This window comes from Streptomyces sp. AC550_RSS872, from assembly GCF_019049285.1.
Taxonomy (GTDB): domain Bacteria; phylum Actinomycetota; class Actinomycetes; order Streptomycetales; family Streptomycetaceae; genus Streptomyces.
On record NZ_JAGMUL010000008.1, the window covers coordinates 32244 to 50094 of the forward strand.

Here is a 17851-nt window from a genome sequence, read left to right on the forward strand (position 1 = left end):
ACCACCCCTTCACATTTCCTACGATGCGGCCATGAAGCGAGCGGTGGCACAAGAGCGTTGGGAACGGCATACCCAGCGACCCCTTTTCGGTCTGGCCCTGGTGTTCGCCGTGGCCTATGCGGTGCCGATCGTCGACCCCGACGCGAGCGCCTCCGTGGTGGAGCTGTGCCTCGCGGTGGAGTGGGTGGTGTGGGGCGCGTTCGCGCTGGACTACGTCGTCCGGCTCGTTCTCACGGAACGGCGCGGGGAGTTCGTACGCTCGCACTGGCTGGACCTGTGCGCGGTGCTGCTGCCGTTGCTCCAGCCGCTTCGGCTGCTGCGGCTCGTCTCGACGCTGCTGCTGGTGGGGCAGCGGGCGCGGATGGCCTCGCAGATACGGCTGACCACGTATGTCGCCGGGGCGGTGGTGGGGCTGCTGATGTTCGGGTCGCTGGCCGTGCTGTCCGTGGAGCGGGACTCGCCGGACGGGAACATCAAGACGCTGGGTGACGCGGTGTGGTGGTCGTTCACCACGATGACGACCGTGGGGTACGGGGATCACGCGCCGACCACGGGCGTGGGGCGGATGCTCGCGGTGGGGCTGATGCTGTCCGGGATCGCCCTGCTGGGTGTGGTGACCGCGAACATCGCCGCGTGGTTCATAGCGCGGTTCGAGATGGACGACGTGGAGGAGCGGCGGCAGACGGAGGCGATACGGCTGCTGACGGAGGAAGTGCATGCGCTGCGCGCGGAGGTTGCTTCGCTGACCGCGGCGAGGGTGCCCGGGCAGGCCCGCGAGGAACAGGTGCGCTAGCTGGTACCCGGCGTTGGGCCGGCCGGGGGCGGGTCGCGCCCGTGCCGCCCGGGGCGGCACGACTGCCCGCAGCCTGGGCGGACCTGTCCGAATGGACTGGCAGCGCCGCAGCGCACCCAAGGGGCGCGGGGCTGTGTCGATATGCGGCTCCGCCGCGGGGCGCGATCAGCCACACACGCCCCGCAGCCGCCCTCGAAGCCGAGGCCCCGAGCTCCCCCGCGCTAGGGGGTGTTTCGAAAGTCCCGCACAGCACCCACGGCGCCCGGCACGCACTCTCGCCACACCGGCCGAAACCCCAAGTACGTCCAGTACGAGGGCTTTCGTCCGGCGCGCCGAGAGCACGCACCGGACACCGCGGGCGCCGCACAGGACTTTCGAAACACCCCCTAGAACAAACCGTTACCCGGCGTCGTCGTCCCCGCCAGCCAGATGATCGCCAGCAGAGTATCGATCGCGCCCAGGACCACGGCGATCAACGCCGGGACGGGGCGGGCTCCTGACCAGGTTCGGTTCATGGCCAGCCAGCCGCAGACGATCGCCACCGGGCCGAGGATGATGCCCAGTACGAAGAATCCGGCGACCGCGCAGACGGCTCCGATGATCCCCAGGGTCGCGCGATCCGGCCCGGTCCGTGACCACGTCCGGCCACGTGAGCGGGGGTGCCTGCGCGTGCCGTGTCCGAAGCCCGCCATCGTCAACTCCCTGATTCGGCGTTCGACTTGGCGAGTACCCACGGTGCGCTTCTCATGCCTGCGCGTCCGGGCCGCGGCGCGCTGACCCCCTCCGGCAGCGCGCCGCAGGCCCTGGCTTGACCCACTGTGACCTGCGGCGTATGCCAGATGGGAGGGATCTTCGGGGTTGTCACCCTGATAGGGGAACTCCCCTCTCGGATCCCCCCGTTCGTCTCAGATGTGCGCCGCCCCCGCGCCCGCCTCCGCGTTCTCCCCTCGCTTGGTGAGGAAGGCCACGAAGACCGCGACGACCGCCACGCCCGCGGCGACCAGGGACGCGAGGCTCATGCCCGAGACGAAGGTGTCGCGCGCCACGTCCGTGATCTTCGCGGCGATGGCGTCCGGCGTGCCCGGGGCCAGCGGTGCCACGCCGACCTGGACGGCCTCGGAGGCCTGGGCCTCCTGGGCGGCGGTCAGCGGCGGCAGACCCGCGGACGTCCAGTTGCCGGCGAGGTCGCTGTCGACCTTGGAGGCCATGACGGCGCCCAGGACGGCCGTACCCAGGCTGCCGCCGATCTGCATCGCGGCCTGCTGGAGACCGCCGGCCACACCGGACAGCTCCATGGGCGCGTTACCGACGATGACCTCCGTGGCGCCGACCATGACCGGCGCGAGGCCGAGGCCGAGCAGGGCGAACCAGAGCGACATGACGGCGCTGCCGGTGTCCGTGTCCAGCGTGGACATGCCGTACATGGCGATGGCCGTGGCCGCCATGCCGCCCGCCAGCGGGATGCGCGGGCCCAGCTTGGTGATCATCGCGCCCGCGAGCGGGGAGCCGACGATCATCATGCCGGTGAGCGGGAGGAGGTGCAGGCCGGCGTCGATGGGGCTCATGTCGTGGACGTTCTGGAGGTAGAACGTCACGAAGAACAGGCCGCCCATGAACGCGATGGCCATCAGGACCATCAGCATGACACCCGCGGAGAGCGGGACCGAGCGGAAGAGGGCCAGCGGGATGAGGGGCTCCTTGACCTTCGTCTCCCAGAAGGCGAAGAGCGCGAAGCCCACCACCGACCCGGCTATGAACAGCCACGTCCGGCCGTCGCCCCAGCCCCACTCGGGGGCCTTGATGAGCGCCCAGACCAGGCAGAACATCGCGGCCGACAGCAGGACGATGCCCAGGATGTCGAAGGAGCGCGGGGCGTTCTCGGCACGGTGGTCGAGCAGGATCAGCACGCCGAGGACGACGGCGAGGATGCCGACGGGCACGTTGATGAAGAACACCGACTGCCAGTTGACGTGCTCGACGAGGACGCCGCCGAGGATCGGCCCGCCGGCGGTGGAGGCACCGACGACCATGCCCCAGATGCCGATGGCCATGTTGAGCTTCTCGGCCGGGAAGGTCGCCCGCAGCAGACCGAGCGCGGCCGGCATCAGCAGCGCGCCGAACAGGCCCTGTAGGACACGGAAGACGACGACCGCGGCGATGCTGCTGGACAGGCCGATCACACCCGAGGCGGCGGCGAAGCCGACGACGCCGATCAGGAAGGTCTGGCGGTGGCCGAACCGGTCACCGAGCTTGCCCGCGGTGATCAGGGAGACCGCGAGGGCGAGGAAGTAGCCGTTGGTGATCCACTGCACCTCGGCGAAGGACGCGCTCAGGTCCTTCTGGATGGCCGGGTTGGCGATGGCCACGATCGTGCCGTCGAGGGCCACCATCATGACCCCGACCGCGACGGTGAAGAGGGTGAACCAAGGGTGGCCGCGCAGCCCCTTGGCCGGCCTCGCATCCGACGGGGCTCCTGGCGGCCGGTCCCCCGGCCCCGTCGTCTTGATGGTGGTCTGACTAGTCATGCGTTCGAGGCTAATGACAGCCACTGACATTTGACAAACCAATTCACAAGTCGGTAACTGACACCTATGGAAACACTGCGCGAACGCAAGAAGCAGCGCACCCGGGAAGCACTGCTGCGTACCGCGCTGGAGCTCTTCACCACCCAGGGGTACGAGCGCACCACCGTCGACGACATCGCGGAGGCCGTCGATGTGTCGCAGCGCACTTTCTTCCGCTACTTCGCCGGCAAGGAGGAGGCGGCCCTCGCCCTGATGGAGATGACGGTGGCGCACTTCCTTCAGACGGTGCGCGAACGCCCGCCGCACGAGGCCCCCGTGGAGGCACTGCGGCAGGCCGTCCTGGAGGGCTGGGACACGCTGAACGACGTGGTCGAGGCCATCGCGCCGGTCGAGCTGTATCTGCGCATGTGCCGGGTGATCGAGTCGACGCCCGCCCTGCTCGCCGCCCATCTGCGCCGCTCCGTCGAGGTCGAGGAGGCGATGGCGGCCATCCTCGCCGAGCGCGAGGGCGTCGACATGGACACGGATCCGCGACCGCGGCTGGCGGTGGCCGTCTTCAGTGGTGTGATGCGGCTGGCGGAGCGTCAGTGGAGCGCCGGCGAGGACTTCAGCCTCGACGCCATGCGGGCACTGACCGTCTCATATCTCGAACAAGTCGGCCCGGCACTCAGCGAGAGCTGGCGAACACACTGAGGTCATCGGCGTGTTGAACACCACCTTGACCGAAACGTGATACCCGTCACTTGGTTAACGCGAGACCCTCTCGTTCTCCTAGTGTGTCCTTCCAGTGACTTCCTTCGACACGTCCCCGCAACTGAACGTCTGGCGCGCTCTGCTCGCACTGGCCGTGGTGTTCGTGATGCTGGCGACCACCGGCTGGACCGCCCTGCGCCACCAGCGGACGGCCTCACCGCTCCAGGCCTCGCTCAGCGCCTGGGAGCACGGCAGCGTCGCCGGACGCCAGCTGCCGACCGCGACGTCGTCCCCCACGCGGCTCGCCCGGTTCTTCGCCTCGCTCACCGCCCCACAGCGCACCGACCTCGTGCGCCGCTATCCGCTCGCGGTCGGCAACATGAACGGCGCGCCCGTCGAGCTGCGCTACCGCGCCAACCGGGTCGCCCTCGGCGAGGCGCGCGAGGTCGAGCGCAAACGCATGTACGACAAGAAGCTCACGCCCGACGGGCAGCGCGAGGCGGGCCGCCGGATGCACCGCTTCGAGTCGATGATGCGGACGGACCGGAACATCCTCGCCTTCGACCCCGAGGGCTCCGGGCGGGCCGCCGAGGTGTTCGGCGACCTGACCAGGGCCGAGCGGATCTCGGTCGTCGTCCCCGGCGTCGACACCGACCTGCTCACCTTCCAGCGCACCAGCCGCAAGTACTCCGCGCCGGTCGGCATGGCCCAGTCCCTGTACGCCGCCGAACGCGAGGCCAGCCCGTCGACGCGTACGGCCGTGATCGCCTGGGCCGACTACACGGCGCCGAGCGGACTCGGCATCGACTCGGCGACGGCGATGCGGGCCGCGGGCGGGGCCGTACGCCTGGAGGCACTGGTGCGGGCCCTGCCCGGCGCCTCGCCGGTCTCCCTCTTCTGCCACAGCTACGGCTCGGTGCTGTGCGGGATCGCCGCGCCCACGCTGCCGGGGCGGGTGGCCGACATAGCGGTGGCCGGCAGCCCCGGCATGCGGGTCCCGAAGGCCTCCCACCTGGGTACGTCCGCCCATGTGTGGGCGATGCGGGACGCCGACGACTGGGTGCAGGACGTGCCGTATCTGGAGGTCGGCGGGCTGGGACACGGGGAGGACCCGGTGTCGTCGGTGTTCGGCGCGCGGGTGTTGTCGGCGCGGGAGGCCAAGGGGCACGGCGGCTACTTCGAGCCGGGCACGGACAGCGTGGCGAACTTCGCCGAGATCGGGGTTGGCGCGTACCGCTCGGTGCGGTGCGCGGACGATGCCGGGGCCTGTCGGGCGGGTTTGTCCGACACGGCGTCGGCCGGACGCGCGTAGAGGCGCAGGAATTGCGGTGTGCGCAGGGTGGCGACGGAGGAGCACGTGCCGCATACGATGAGCCGCATGGGTGACGTACTGGCCGGATTTCATGCCACCTGGGAGTTCGAGTCCGACTCCGTGCTCATCCGCTACGAACGGGGCATTCGAACACCCAAACTCTTCCAGGCGCTCGGGGAACGCCGGGTGCCTCTTGAGGCGATCGGCGGGGTGACGCTGACGCCGGGGAAGCGCGGGACGGTGGTGCTGCGCCTGGAGCTGCGGCCCGGCGCGGATCCGTTGATGGAGGCGGCGGCGGGCCAGCTGAAGGAAGGCGGCGATCCGTATCGGCTGGTGCTGCCGGCCGAGCGCGAGACGCTGGCCGAGTACTACGCCGACGAGCTGCGGGCGGAGCTGAAGGTGTCGGGGCCGGCGGAGGAGTTCCTCGTGGGGGCGCCCGCGGCGCCGTTGCAGTTCAAGGCGTACGACGGGAAGGCGTCCTTCGACGGGCAGACCGTGCGGTTCCGGTGGTTCTGGACCGGTGCGTCCTCGGCGAAGTGGAAAGCGGGGGACCAGAGCTTCTCCGTCGCCGAGTTGAGCGGCGTCGAGTGGCGGTCGCCCGAAGTCTTCGAGGGCTACCTGCGGTTGCTCCGGCGGGACGGCGTCGACGGGCGGCCCGTACCCGAGCAGGTCGATCACGATCCGGCGGCGGTGGTGTTCGGGCTGGGGTACGGGCCGGTGCACGAGTCGTTGCCGTTCGCTGCGGCGGTGTTGGCCGCGGTGCGGGACCGCTCCGCGGGGGGCGCGGCTGTCCCGGCTGCGGCTGTGCCTCGCCGGGACCCTGCGGATATCGCCGAGCGGATCCGGCACCTCGGGGAGCTGCATCAGGCGGGGTTGGTGACGGATGAGGAGTTCTCCGTCAAGAAGGCCGAGTTGTTGGCGGAACTGTAGGGCGGAGCGTCTGCCGGGTTCGGTTGTCGGGCGGGTGCGGGTCGTGTGCGGCTGGTCGCGCAGTTCCCCGCGCCCCTAAAAGCCTCGACTCCTCGCCCGCCAGAAAACCTCGGCCCCCCCCGCCCCCGAAACCTCTACTCCCTGCCCGCCGAGGCGAACCGCATGTCCGCGTACCTGTCGCCCGCCACCTGTGCCGCGATCGGCTCCAGGAGCTTCATGTCCTCCTCGCCCAGGACGATCCGCGTCGCGCCCGCGTTTTCCTCCACTCGGGTCGGCTTGCGGGTGCCCGGGATGGGGATGACCGGGAGGTCGTGCACCGCGGCCTGTTGCTGTACCCAGGCCAGGGCTATCTGGCCCGGGGTGGAGCCGTGGGCCTCGGCGACCGTGCGGATCGGCTCCAGCAGGGCGGCGTTGGCGGCGGCGTTCTCACCCGTGTACCGGGGCTGTTGGCGGCGGAAGTCGTCTGCGGTGAGGTCCTCGGCCTTGGCGAAGGAGCCGGTGAGGAAGCCTCGGCCCAGCGGGGAGTACGGGACGAGGGCGACGCCCAGGTCGCGGGCGGCCGGGACCACGTTCGCCTCGATGTCGCGGCTGAACAGGGACCACTCCGACTGCACGGCCGCGATGGGGTGGACGGCCTGCGCGGCCCGCAGTTCCCCGCCCGTCACCTCGCTCAGGCCCAGGTGCTTGACCTTGCCCTCGCGGACCAGCTCGGCCATCACGCCGACGGTCTCCTCGATGGGGACGTTCACATCCCGGCGGTGCATGTAGTAGAGGTCGATCGCATCGACGTCCAGGCGCTTCAGGCTCGCCTCGACGGCCTGGCGAATGTACGGCGCGTCGTTGCGGATGACCCGGCGCGTCGGGTCGTCCGGCGGGATCGCCAGAGCGAACTTCGTGGCGATGACGACCTCGTCCCGGTGCGCCCTGAAGAACGGCGACAGGAACTTCTCGTTCTCGCCCGCCCCGTACGCGTCCGCCGTGTCGTACAGCGTGACGCCCAGTTCCAGGGCCCGTTCCAGGGTCGCCCTGGACTCGTTCGCGTCCGAGGGGCCGTACGCGAAGCTCATGCCCATGCAGCCGAGGCCCTGGACGCCGGCCTCGGGGCCCGTCGCGCCGAGTCGTGCCGTCGCGATCCTGCTGTCCGTCATCCGGCCTTCTCCACCTTTTCCGTCTTGTCCTGCTCGTACTTGTCCTGCTCGTACAGACGCCCCGCGTCCGCGTAGAAACTGATCTTCCGGTCGAGTACGGCGAGCGTGTCCTGGAGCTCGGCGATCCGGACGAGGACGTCGCGGCGGGTCGTCTCCAGCAGTTCGAAGCGCTCGCCGAACGTGTGGTCGCCCTCGCGCACCAGCTCGGCGTACCGGACCATGTCGGCGACCGGCATACCGGTGAGGCGCAACTTGCCGACGAGGTCGAGCCAGTCCAGGTCACGGTTGCTGTAGCGGCGCTGGCCGGTGTGCGAGCGGTCGATGTGCGGCATGAGGCCGATCCGCTCGTACCAGCGCAGGGTGTGGGCCGTCAGACCCGTGAAGGCGACGACCTCGCTGATCGTGTAACTGTCCTGGCCTTCCGGCCGCCGGTGCGGATGCGGCGGGGCGGCACAACTGTCGGTCCTGGTACTCGTGGTCTCCATCACCGTCATGCGCTCAACGCTAGGACCTTGGAGTGCACTCCAAGCAAGCGGAATCGGTGAGAAGACGGGTTATAAGCTCAGCGCATGTCGTTGAGCAGCCTCGTAATGATCGAGAACTGGCCGGTTCCCACCGCCGCCGTGGGTGTTGTACGGGCCGACGGTACGGTCCTCGGGACCCACGGGCCCGTCGGGCACCGGTTCGCGCTCGCCTCGGTCACCAAGCCGTTGGCCGCCTACGCGGTGCTCGTCGCGTACGAGGAGGGGGCCGTCGAGTTGGATGAGGCGGCCGGGCCCGCGGGGGCGACCGTGCGGCATCTGCTGGCGCACACCTCGGGGCTGGCGTTCGACGAGCATCGGGTGACGGCGCCGCCCGGAGAGCGGCGGCTGTACTCCAACGCCGGGTTCGAGCAGCTCGGGGACCATGTCGCCAAGGCGACGGACATTCCGTTCGCGGAGTATCTGCGGCAGGCGGTGCTGGAGCCGCTGGGCATGACGGCCACGTCGTTGGAGGGCTCCCCGGCGAAGGACGGGGTGTCGACGGTCGAGGACCTGCTGCGGTTCGCGGCAGAGGTGCAGGCGCCACGGCTGCTGGACCCGCGCACGGTCGCCGAGGCGATGACCGTGCAGTACCCGGGGACGAAGGGCGTGCTGCCGGGGTACGGGCACCAGAACCCCAACGACTGGGGCCTCGGCTTCGAGATCCGCGACGGCAAGTCCCCCCACTGGACGGGCGCCTCGTCCTCGCCGCGCGCCTTCGGGCACTTCGGGCAGTCGGGTACGTTCCTGTGGATCGACCCTGACGCGGGAGCCGCCTGCGTCGCGCTGACGGACCGGGCGTTCGGGCCCTGGGCCGTCGAGGTGTGGCCGGGGTTCACGGACGCGGTGCGCGCCCAGCTGTAGCCCCGCCCGTCCCGAGCGCCTCGCCCGCTCCCTCGGTGTCGATGTGCGGCAGGATCCGGTCCAGCCACCGGGGTGTCCACCAGGCGTGCCTGCCCAGCAGCGTCATCACGGCGGGCACCATCAGCAGCCGGACCACGGTGGCGTCGATGAGCACGCTGACCGCGAGCCCCAGGCCCAGCATCTTGACCACGATGTTGTCGCTGATGATGAAGGCCGCGAAGACGCTCACCATGATCAGTGCCGCGCAGGTGATCACCCGCGCGGTGATCTCCAGCGCGTGGGCGACCGAGTCCTTGGCGTCCCCGGTGCGCAGCCACGCCTCGTGCACCCGGGAGAGCAGGAAGATCTCGTAGTCCATGCTGAGCCCGAAGATGATGGCGAACATCATCATCGGCACATAGCTCTCGATGGGCACCCTGCCGTGCACTCCCAGCGCGGGCCCGCCCCAGCCCCACTGGAACACGGCGACCACGACGCCGTACGAGGCCGCGATCGACAGGACGTTGAGGACGGCCGCCTTCACGGCGACCAGCAGACCGCGGAAGACCGCCAGGACGATCAGGAAGGCGAGGCCCACCACGACGGCGATGATCAGCGGCAGCCGCTGCGCGACGATGTCGCGGAAGTCGACCTGGGCGGCCGTGGTCCCGGTGACGTAGCCCTTGGCGCCGGTGCCGGAGGCGGCGTCGGGGAGGGTGTGGTCGTAGAGCCGGTTCGTCAGGTCGGTGGTGGCCTTGTTCTGCGGGGACACCGACGAGTACACGGTGCCGACCAGGACGTCGCCGTCCTGCGTCGGTGTCAGCGGACTGACGAACGAGGTCCCGGACTCGTCGTTGAGGGCCTGCTGGGTTTTCGAGGCCAGGTCGGAGCGTTGCGCATCCGGCACGTTCGTCTGGTCCACGACAATCGTCAGCGGCCCGTTGGAGCCGGCGCCGAACGCGTCCGTCATCAGGTCGAAGGCGCGCCGGTCGGTGAAGGACGTGGGGTCGGCGCCGTCGCCTATGTGACCGAGCTGGATCGAGAAGACCGGGATGGCCAGCACCGCGACGGTGACGATGCCGGCGGACAGGTACCGCAGCGGATGGCGCTCCACGCGCTTGGCATAGCGGTGCCAGGTGCCCTGGGAGGTGTCACCCCCGGCTCCGGTCTCGGTCTCGGTCTCGGTCTCGGCGATGGGCTCACGCACATGCCAGCGGTCGACGTTGCGGCCGATCAGCCCCAGCAGAGCCGGGACCAGGGTCAGTGCGCCCAGGACGGCCGAGACGACCGTGACGGCCGCGGCGACGCCGAGTTTGCCGATGAAGCTCACGCCGGACACCCACAGGCCCATCAGGGCGACGATCACCGTGGTGCCGGAGACCAGGACGGCGCGTCCGCTGGTGGCGGTGGCGTGACCGGCGGCGTGCACCGGGTCGGCGCCGTCCATGAGGTTCTGCCGGTGCCGGGTGAGCATGAAGAGGGCGTAGTCGATGCCGACGCCGAGGCCGATCATCGTGGCCAGGGTGGGCGAGACCGTGGCGAAGGTGAACGCGATGGCGAGCAGCCCGAGGCAGGCCAGCCCGCCGACCACCCCGATCAGCGCCGTGACCAGCGGCAGCCCCGCGGCGATGACACTGCCGAAGCCGATCAGCAGCACGACGATCGCGACGCCGAACCCGATCGCCTCGCTGATCCGGTCGTTGCCGGCGGGCCGCTCCAGCTCGCCGAGCGATCCGCCGTACTCGACGTCGACGCCGGCCTGTGCGAGCGACTCCACGGCCTTGTCGACGCCGTTCAGGTAGCTGTCGCCCAGCAGCGAGGGCTGCTCGTCGAAGCGGATGGTGATGTAGCCGGTCTTCCCGTCCGAGGACAGCGGCCCGACCTTCGAGGAGGTGGCCTCCAGCGGGTTCTGCACGCTCAGCACGTGGGGCAGCTTCTTCAGGTCGGCGACGGCGGTCGACATCTGCGAGCCGACCGAGGTCAGGGACGTGTCCGCGTCGTGCATGACGATCTGGCTGCTGTAGCCGCCGGCCTGCGGATCGTGTTCCCTGAGGACGTCCAGGCCCTTCTCGGACTGCACGTCGGACAGGGCGAAGTCGTCCGAGTACTCCCCGCCGTGGAGATGGTTGAGGGCTTGCAGCACACCGAGCGCCACGACCCAGGCGACGATCACGATCACGAAGTGGTGGGCACACCACTCACCGAGCCGTCGCAGCCCTCGCTTTTCCGGGGCGTCCCCTCGCCCCCCTTCGGCCTTGAGTCTCGCCATTGGCTCGGCTCTTCTCTGCCGGGCGGGTTCCAGACACCTCCATTGGACGCTGCCCCGACCACCTGGGCATCTCGAGCCCCACCGCTACCCGGCGCCCCACCGCTACCCGGCCATCTCCCACATCAGCAGCTCCGCCGCGCTCACCCCCACGGCCTCCACACCCTCGGCGCCGGTGATGCGCACCGCGTCCCCGGCCCCCAGCTCCTCCCCTCCCAGCCGCACCGCACCGCGCACGACATGCAGGTACAGGTACGCCCCGTCCGGCACCGCCGTCCGCTCCCCCGCCCCCAGCCGCCGCACATGGAGCATCGCGCCCGCCTCCGGGACGGCGTACGGCGTCGAGTCCGCGATGCCGTGGACGATCTCGTACGCCGGTTCACCGCCCGGCGTCAGCGGGGCCAGCCAGGTCTGCACGAAGACCAGGGGGAGCTCGGCGTCGTTGCGCTCGACGTGCCGCACGCCGCCCGCCGAGCTCAGCCGCTGGACGTCCCCGGGGCCGACCCGCGTCTCGTGCCCCGTCGAGTCCCGGTGCGTCAGCTCGCCCTCCACCACCCAGGTGACGATCTCGGTGTGGCTGTGCGGATGCTCGTCGAAGCCGGCGCCGGGCTCGAGCCGCTCCTCGTTGCAGGCGATCATCGCGCCGAAGCGGAGGTTGTCGGGGTCGTAGTGCGGTCCGAAGGAGAAGGCGTGGCGCGACGAGATGCCCGCTGCCGGATCCCCTCCGGGGTAGCGCTCCGCGGCGCGCCGTACGTCCATCACGGCCCCACGGTATCCCTGCCGGATGCCGTGGGGCCGGACCCCTGCACCGACACCCTCCGGTCCGGGGCTCCGCTTCCCGGGCCCGCTCCTCAAACGCCGGAGGGGCTGGCCACGACCCCCTCCGGCACGCACCCCCGTCCCGATAAGGCAGTCTTGTCCCCGTGCCCGAACCCGTAGCCCGTAAGTCCGAACCCGCCGCGCACGACGTCCATCCGCACTCCGCGACCTTGAGGCGGCTCGAGAAGTCCTCCGGTTCTCTCGCCGCGCAGGCCATCGCGCGGATGGACGAGACGCTGCCGTGGTACCGGGCCATGCCCCCGGAGAACCGTTCCTGGATCGGTCTGGTCGCCCAGGCCGGTATCGCAGCCTTCACCGAGTGGTTCCGGCATCCCGACGCCCCCCAGGCGATCTCGACCGACGTCTTCGGGACCGCGCCGCGCGAGCTGACCCGCGCCATCACCTTGCGCCAGACCGTCGAGATGGTGCGCACCACCATCGAGGTCATGGAGTCGGCCATCGACGAGGTGGCCGCCCCCGGTGACGAGAACGTCCTGCGCGAGGCACTCCTCGTCTACGCCCGTGAGATCGCCTTCGCCACGGCCCAGGTATACGCCCAGGCCGCGGAGGCACGCGGTGCCTGGGACGCCCGCCTGGAGTCGCTCGTGGTCAACGCCGTGCTCAGCGGCGAGGCCGACGAGGGTGCCGTGTCGCGCGCCGCCGCACTCGGCTGGAACTCCCCGGAGCACGTCTGTGTCCTCCTCGGTACGGCGCCCGACGGGGACAGCGAGCTGACCGTCGAGGCGATCCGGCGGGCCGCCCGGCACGCCAAGCTCCAGGTGCTGACCGGGGTGCTCGGGGACCGGCTCGTGGTGATCGCGGGCGGCAGCGACAACCCGATCGCCGTCGCCAAGTCGCTGATCGGGCCGTATGCCGCGGGTCCCGTCGTCGCGGGGCCCGTCGTACCCGATCTCCAGGCCGCCACCCGGTCCGCGCAGGCCGCCGCCGCCGGCCTGAAGGCGTGTTCGGCCTGGCAGGACGCGCCGCGGCCGGTGCTGGCGGACGATCTCCTGCCGGAGCGTGCCATCGCGGGGGATCCCAGTGCACGTGAGCAGTTGGTGGAGGAGATCTACAGACCGCTGGAGGAGGCCGGCTCGGCTCTGCTGGAGACGCTCTCGGTCTATCTGGAGCAGGCGAGCAGCCTGGAGGGGGCCGCACGGATGCTCTTCGTGCATCCCAACACCGTGCGCTACCGGCTTCGACGTGTGACTGACGTCACCGGCTGGTCGCCTTCCGATGTACGCTCCGCGTTCACCCTGCGCATCGCGCTGATCCTGGGGCGTCTGGTCGACGGCGATCTTCAGCTCTAGCGTTTTGTCGGAGGCCCACAAAACCCCCTCGTGTTCTTCGTCCTTGTCCCCACGGGCGGCGGTGCCCGTCCCCAAGAGAGAGTGTGAGAGTGCTCGTACTCGTCGCTCCCGGCCAGGGCGCCCAGTCGCCCGGCTTCCTGACCCCCTGGCTCGAACTCCCCGGTGCCGCGGACCGCGTCGCCGCATGGTCCGACGCCATCGGACTGGACCTTGTCCACTACGGCACGCAGGCCGACGCGGACGCCATCCGGGATACGTCCGTGGCGCAGCCGCTGCTCGTCGCCGCCGGCATCCTGTCCGCCGCGGCACTCGGCGCTGAGAGGTCCGCCGCCGACGCGGTGGGCGCTCCCGGCGCCGTCGCGGGACACAGCGTCGGTGAGATCACCGCGGCCGCCTTCGCGGGCGTCCTCGACGACACCGCCGCGCTGACCCTCGTACGCAAGCGGGGTCTGGCCATGGCCGAGACCGCCGCGATCACCGAGACGGGTATGTCGGCGCTGCTCGGCGGCGACCCGGAGACCTCGCTCGCGCACCTGGAGAAGCTGGGTCTGACCCCGGCGAACATGAACGGCGCCGGTCAGATCGTGGCCGCGGGCACCATGGAGCAGCTCGCCGCGCTGAACGAGGACAAGCCCGAGGGTGTGCGCAAGGTCGTCCCGCTGAAGGTCGCGGGCGCGTTCCACACGCACCACATGGGTCCGGCGGTCGACAAGCTGGCCGAGGCCGCCAAGGAGCTCGTGCCCGCCGACCCGCAGGTCACCTACGTCTCCAACAAGGACGGCAGGACGGTCACCACCGGTGCCGAGGTCCTGGAGCGTCTGGTCGGGCAGGTCGCCAACCCGGTCCGCTGGGACCTGTGCATGGAGACCTTCAAGGAGCTCGGCGTCACCGCCCTGATCGAGGTGTGCCCGGGTGGCACGCTGACCGGTCTGGCCAAGCGCGCACTGCCGGGTGTGAAGACCCTGGCGCTGAAGACCCCCGACGACCTGGACGCTGCTCGCGAGCTCATCGCAGAGCACGCCTGACAAGGAGCCCGAGCATGGCGAAGCTGAAGCCCAGCAAGGGCGCCCCGTACGCGCGCATCCTCGGTGTCGGCGGCTACCGGCCGGTCCGGGTGGTGCCCAACGAGGTGATCCTGGAGAAGATCGACTCGTCCGACGAGTGGATCCGCTCGCGCTCCGGTATCGAGACGCGGCACTGGGCGAACGACGAGGAGACCGTCGCCGCGATGTCGATCGAGGCGTCCGGCAAGGCCATCGCCGACGCCGGGATCTCCGCCGCGCAGATCGGCGGCGTGATCGTCTCGACCGTCTCGAACTTCCGGCAGACGCCGGCCGTCGCGACCGAGATCGCCGACAAGCTCGGCACGAACAAGGCCGCGGCCTTCGACATCTCGGCCGGCTGCGCGGGCTTCGGCTACGGCCTGACCCTCGCCAAGGGCATGATCGTCGAGGGCAGCGCCGAGTACGTCCTCGTCATCGGTGTGGAGCGGCTGTCCGACCTCACCGACCTGGAGGACCGGGCGACGGCGTTCCTGTTCGGCGACGGTGCGGGCGCGGTCGTGGTCGGCCCCTCCCAGGAGCCGCACATCGGTCCGACGGTGTGGGGTTCCGAGGGCGACAAGTCCGAGACGATCAAGCAGACGGTGCCGTGGGACCAGTTCCGGATCGGCGATGTCTCCCAGCTCCCGCTCGACAGCGAGGGAAACGTCAAGTTCCCCGCCATCACGCAGGAGGGCCAGGCGGTGTTCCGCTGGGCCGTGTTCGAGATGGCGAAGGTCGCCCAGCAGGCGCTGGACGCGGCCGGGATCACCCCGGACGACCTGGACGTCTTCATTCCGCACCAGGCCAACGAGCGGATCATCGACTCGATGGTGAAGACACTCAAGCTGCCGGAGCATGTCACGGTCGCCCGCGATGTGCGCACCACCGGCAACACCTCGGCCGCCTCGATCCCGCTCGCGATGGAGCGGCTTCTGGCGACCGGCGAGGCGAAGAGCGGCGACACCGCGCTAGTCATCGGATTCGGGGCGGGTCTCGTATACGCCGCGACGGTCGTTACTCTCCCCTAGGCACTCCGTGCCGGATCTTGCGAGCCGGCGCGGGAACCGCACCACCCGCCGCTGCCGCGGCGGAAGCGAAAACTCGCTGAACAACCTGAACAACAACGAAGGAGCGCCAAGATGGCCGCCACTCAGGAAGAGATCGTCGCCGGTCTCGCCGACATCGTGAACGAGATCGCCGGCATCCCGGTTGAGGACGTCCAGCTGGACAAGTCCTTCACCGACGACCTGGACGTCGACTCGCTGTCCATGGTCGAGGTCGTCGTCGCCGCCGAAGAGCGCTTCGACGTGAAGATCCCGGACGAGGACGTCAAGAACCTCAAGACCGTGGGCGACGCGACCGACTACATCCTCAAGCACCAGGGCTGATCCTCCGATCACGCCTCTGGGCTGACTGCCCCGCCACCCGGCGGTGGCGCCGCTGAATCCCCATTCCTTGGAGAAAGAATTCCCGTGAGCCCGACCAATCGCACCGTGGTCGTCACCGGTATCGGCGCAACCACACCGCTGGGTGGCGACGCAGCCTCTACCTGGGAGGGCCTGATCGCCGGCAAGTCCGGCGTCAAGCCCCTGGAGCAGGAGTGGGCCGCCGACCAGGCGGTCCGTATCGCCGCGCCGGTCGCCGTGGAGCCGACCGAGGTCATCCCGCGGCCGCAGGCCCGCCGACTGGACCGTTCGGCGCAGTTCGCGCTGATCGCCGCCCAGGAGGCGTGGAAGGACGCCGGGTTCGAGGCCAAGGCCGGTGAGGACCCGAACGTCGACCCCGACCGCCTGGGCGCGGTAGTCGCCTCCGGCATCGGCGGCGTGACGACCCTGCTCGACCAGTACGACGTGCTCAAGGAGAAGGGCGTCCGCCGCGTCTCCCCGCACACCGTCCCCATGCTGATGCCGAACGGCCCCTCCGCCAACGTGGGCCTGCTCGTGGGTGCCCGTGCGGGCGTGCACACGCCGGTGTCCGCCTGCGCGTCGGGCGCCGAGGCCATCGGCTACGCCATCGAGATGATCCGCACCGGCCGCGCCGACGTCGTCGTCGCGGGTGGCACGGAGGCGGCGATCCACCCGCTGCCCATCGCCGCGTTCGGCAACATGATGGCGATGTCCAAGAACAACGACGACCCGCAGGGCGCGTCGCGTCCCTACGACGTCGCCCGCGACGGCTTCGTCCTCGGTGAGGGCGCCGGCGTGATCGTCCTGGAGTCCGCCGAGCACGCCGCGGGGCGCGGGGCGCGCGTGTACGCGGAGGCGGTCGGGCAGGGCATCTCCGCCGACGCGCACGACATCGTGCAGCCCGAGCCCGAGGGGCGCGGTATCTCGCAGGCCCTCCAGAACCTGCTGGACAGCAACGACCTGGACCCGGCGGAGATCGTGCACGTCAACGCGCACGCGACGTCGACGCCGGCCGGTGACATCGCCGAGCTGAAGGCTTTGCGGAAGGTGTTCGGTGACGACGCCGACCACATGGCGGTGTCCGCGACGAAGTCGATGACCGGGCATCTGCTGGGTGGTGCCGGTGGTGTCGAGACGGTCGCGACCGTGCTCGCGCTGTACCACCGGGTGGCTCCGCCGACCATCAATGTCGAGAACCTGGACCCCGAGGCCGAGGCGAATGCCGACGTCATTCGGGGGGAGGCGCGGAAGTTGCCTGTCGAGGGGCGGATTGCTGCGCTGAACGACTCGTTCGGGTTCGGTGGGCACAATGTGGTGCTGGCGTTCCGGACGGTCTGATCGCGGCGTTGGTTGAGGGTGGCCCGGACTCTGGGAAGAGTTCGGGCCATCGCCGTTGGTGGTTCTGTTGTGTGCCGAGTGCCGGTCGGTGGGGGCTTGTCGCGCCCGCGCGGCGGAGCCGCACATCGATACAGCCCCGCGCCCCTGAAACTACCGGCGTTGCCGGCCGCCTCTCTCTAGACGACCTGGTGCAGCCAGCGCACCGGCGCGCCCTCACCCGCGTACCTGAACGGCTCCAGCTCGTCGTCCCACGGCTTGCCGAGCAGCTTGGCGATCTCTGCTTCCAGCTCGGTCTCGCCGCGCTGTGCACGCGCCAGGGCCGCCCTCAGCCGGTCCTCCGGGATCAGGATGTCGCCGTGGATGCCGGTGACGGCGTGGAAGATGCCCAGGTCGGGGGTGCAGCTGTAGCGTTCGCCCTCGGCGGTGGGGCAGGGCTCGGCCGTGACCTCGAAGCGCAGCAGATGCCAACCGCGCAGGGCGGAGGCCAGCTTGGAGGCGGTGCCCGCCTCGGCCTGCCAGGAGAACTCCGAGCGCCAGGTGCCGGGCGCGGCGGGCTGCCGGATCCAGTCGAGGTTGACGCGCGTACCGAGCACCCCGGCGATGGCCCACTCGACATGCGGGCACAGCGCGCGCGGCGCGGAGTGCACGTACAGAACTCCACGTGTCGTCACCGGGACCTCCGGGCAGAGCGGACATCTTGCGAACTGGCGGACGATAGTGGCCGGGAAGCCACGTTGATGGCGAGGCTACCGTGCGGCGGCGCAAGGAGTGTGACGTACCGTCGGTCCCGGTGCCGCCAAACGCCCGCCATTCACCCGGCAGGACGCTTGTGCGGGTGTGAGCCGTTGCATGAGCCGGGTGGGAACCCTCGTGCGTTGTCATGGGTTGGAGACCATGACGGGGT

At 70.3% G+C, this 17851-nt stretch carries 17 protein-coding genes; 10 read left to right on the forward strand and 7 right to left on the reverse strand.

Annotated elements, in window-relative coordinates; translation table 11 throughout:
- The first annotated feature begins 31 nt into the window (after positions 1–31).
- Entirely contained in the window at positions 32–793 is a 762-nt protein-coding gene (locus tag KUM44_RS03300) for a potassium channel family protein (RefSeq protein ID WP_217206108.1), read from the forward strand.
- Between the two features lie 386 nt (positions 794–1179).
- On the opposite strand, the gene KUM44_RS03305 is transcribed toward KUM44_RS03300, so the two are convergent.
- Both KUM44_RS03305 and KUM44_RS03310 read right to left on the reverse strand, forming a co-directional pair.
- Positions 1180–1485, reverse strand: a complete 306-nt coding sequence (locus KUM44_RS03305) for a small hydrophobic protein (protein WP_217206110.1) — start codon at positions 1483–1485, stop codon at positions 1180–1182.
- A gap of 213 nt (positions 1486–1698) precedes the next feature.
- Complete coding sequence (locus tag KUM44_RS03310; RefSeq protein ID WP_217206112.1) at positions 1699–3318, reverse strand: MFS transporter; 1620 nt, start codon at positions 3316–3318, stop codon at positions 1699–1701.
- Between the two features lie 66 nt (positions 3319–3384).
- Here KUM44_RS03310 and KUM44_RS03315 point away from each other — a divergent pair, with 66 nt between their 5' ends.
- The 3 genes from KUM44_RS03315 (at position 3385) to KUM44_RS03325 (ending at position 6253) form a co-directional block, all read left to right on the forward strand.
- Entirely contained in the window at positions 3385–4011 is a 627-nt protein-coding gene (locus KUM44_RS03315; protein WP_217206114.1) for a TetR family transcriptional regulator, read from the forward strand.
- A gap of 94 nt (positions 4012–4105) precedes the next feature.
- Positions 4106–5323, forward strand: a complete 1218-nt coding sequence (locus tag KUM44_RS03320) for an alpha/beta hydrolase (RefSeq protein ID WP_217206116.1) — start codon at positions 4106–4108, stop codon at positions 5321–5323.
- A gap of 57 nt (positions 5324–5380) precedes the next feature.
- Positions 5381–6253: a DUF4429 domain-containing protein gene (locus KUM44_RS03325; protein ID WP_217206220.1), complete on the forward strand. Its 873-nt coding sequence runs from the start codon at positions 5381–5383 to the stop codon at positions 6251–6253.
- A gap of 134 nt (positions 6254–6387) precedes the next feature.
- Here KUM44_RS03325 and KUM44_RS03330 read toward each other — a convergent pair whose 3' ends face one another.
- Both KUM44_RS03330 and KUM44_RS03335 read right to left on the reverse strand, forming a co-directional pair.
- On the reverse strand, positions 6388–7401 hold the full coding sequence (locus KUM44_RS03330) for an aldo/keto reductase (RefSeq protein WP_217206118.1): 1014 nt from the start codon (positions 7399–7401) through the stop codon (positions 6388–6390).
- Entirely contained in the window at positions 7398–7895 is a 498-nt protein-coding gene (locus KUM44_RS03335; RefSeq protein ID WP_217206120.1) for a MerR family transcriptional regulator, read from the reverse strand. Before KUM44_RS03335 ends, KUM44_RS03330 begins: the two co-directional genes overlap by 4 nt.
- A gap of 75 nt (positions 7896–7970) precedes the next feature.
- Here KUM44_RS03335 and KUM44_RS03340 point away from each other — a divergent pair, with 75 nt between their 5' ends.
- The gene (locus tag KUM44_RS03340) at positions 7971–8786 is read left to right on the forward strand and encodes a serine hydrolase (protein ID WP_217206122.1); all 816 of its coding nucleotides are present in this window, start codon (positions 7971–7973) and stop codon (positions 8784–8786) included.
- Here KUM44_RS03340 and KUM44_RS03345 read toward each other — a convergent pair.
- Both KUM44_RS03345 and KUM44_RS03350 read right to left on the reverse strand, forming a co-directional pair.
- The gene (locus KUM44_RS03345; RefSeq protein WP_217206124.1) at positions 8758–11034 is read right to left on the reverse strand and encodes an MMPL family transporter; all 2277 of its coding nucleotides are present in this window, start codon (positions 11032–11034) and stop codon (positions 8758–8760) included. The genes KUM44_RS03340 and KUM44_RS03345 overlap by 29 nt on opposite strands.
- 102 nt (positions 11035–11136) lie before the next feature.
- The gene (locus tag KUM44_RS03350; RefSeq protein WP_217206222.1) at positions 11137–11790 is read right to left on the reverse strand and encodes a pirin family protein; all 654 of its coding nucleotides are present in this window, start codon (positions 11788–11790) and stop codon (positions 11137–11139) included.
- Positions 11791–11954: 164 nt separating this feature from the next.
- Between KUM44_RS03350 and KUM44_RS03355 the strand changes: the two genes are divergently transcribed.
- The 5 genes from KUM44_RS03355 (at position 11955) to fabF (ending at position 16947) form a co-directional block, all read left to right on the forward strand.
- Positions 11955–13160, forward strand: a complete 1206-nt coding sequence (locus tag KUM44_RS03355) for a CdaR family transcriptional regulator (RefSeq protein WP_217206126.1) — start codon at positions 11955–11957, stop codon at positions 13158–13160.
- 89 nt (positions 13161–13249) lie between these two features.
- Positions 13250–14185, forward strand: coding sequence for an ACP S-malonyltransferase (locus KUM44_RS03360; protein ID WP_217206128.1), 936 nt, complete (start codon positions 13250–13252; stop codon positions 14183–14185).
- 14 nt (positions 14186–14199) lie between these two features.
- Positions 14200–15231, forward strand: coding sequence for a ketoacyl-ACP synthase III (locus KUM44_RS03365; RefSeq protein WP_217206129.1), 1032 nt, complete (start codon positions 14200–14202; stop codon positions 15229–15231).
- 111 nt (positions 15232–15342) lie between these two features.
- Entirely contained in the window at positions 15343–15591 is a 249-nt protein-coding gene (locus KUM44_RS03370) for an acyl carrier protein (protein ID WP_004001566.1), read from the forward strand.
- A gap of 84 nt (positions 15592–15675) precedes the next feature.
- A complete protein-coding gene (fabF, locus tag KUM44_RS03375; protein WP_217206130.1) occupies positions 15676–16947 on the forward strand; it encodes a beta-ketoacyl-ACP synthase II in 1272 nt (423 codons plus the stop codon).
- Between the two features lie 176 nt (positions 16948–17123).
- On the opposite strand, the gene KUM44_RS03380 is transcribed toward fabF, so the two are convergent.
- Complete coding sequence (locus KUM44_RS03380; protein ID WP_217206131.1) at positions 17124–17618, reverse strand: DUF3145 domain-containing protein; 495 nt, start codon at positions 17616–17618, stop codon at positions 17124–17126.
- Between the last annotated feature and the right edge of the window lie 233 nt (positions 17619–17851).

Bases quoted from the DNA above. Each gene is read 5' to 3' on its own strand.
- KUM44_RS03365 (WP_217206129.1), top strand. From the start codon at position 14,200: ATGGCGAAGCTGAAGCCCAGCAAGGGCGCCCCGTACGCGCGCATCCTC.
- KUM44_RS03330 (WP_217206118.1), bottom strand. From the start codon at position 7,401: ATGACGGACAGCAGGATCGCGACGGCACGACTCGGCGCGACGGGCCCC.
- KUM44_RS03335 (WP_217206120.1), bottom strand. From the start codon at position 7,895: ATGACGGTGATGGAGACCACGAGTACCAGGACCGACAGTTGTGCCGCC.
- KUM44_RS03315 (WP_217206114.1), top strand. From the start codon at position 3,385: ATGGAAACACTGCGCGAACGCAAGAAGCAGCGCACCCGGGAAGCACTG.
- KUM44_RS03340 (WP_217206122.1), top strand. From the start codon at position 7,971: ATGTCGTTGAGCAGCCTCGTAATGATCGAGAACTGGCCGGTTCCCACC.
- KUM44_RS03345 (WP_217206124.1), bottom strand. From the start codon at position 11,034: ATGGCGAGACTCAAGGCCGAAGGGGGGCGAGGGGACGCCCCGGAAAAG.
- KUM44_RS03325 (WP_217206220.1), top strand. From the start codon at position 5,381: ATGAGCCGCATGGGTGACGTACTGGCCGGATTTCATGCCACCTGGGAG.
- KUM44_RS03370 (WP_004001566.1), top strand. From the start codon at position 15,343: ATGGCCGCCACTCAGGAAGAGATCGTCGCCGGTCTCGCCGACATCGTG.
- KUM44_RS03300 (WP_217206108.1), top strand. From the start codon at position 32: ATGAAGCGAGCGGTGGCACAAGAGCGTTGGGAACGGCATACCCAGCGA.
- KUM44_RS03350 (WP_217206222.1), bottom strand. From the start codon at position 11,790: ATGGACGTACGGCGCGCCGCGGAGCGCTACCCCGGAGGGGATCCGGCA.
- KUM44_RS03305 (WP_217206110.1), bottom strand. From the start codon at position 1,485: ATGGCGGGCTTCGGACACGGCACGCGCAGGCACCCCCGCTCACGTGGC.
- KUM44_RS03310 (WP_217206112.1), bottom strand. From the start codon at position 3,318: ATGACTAGTCAGACCACCATCAAGACGACGGGGCCGGGGGACCGGCCG.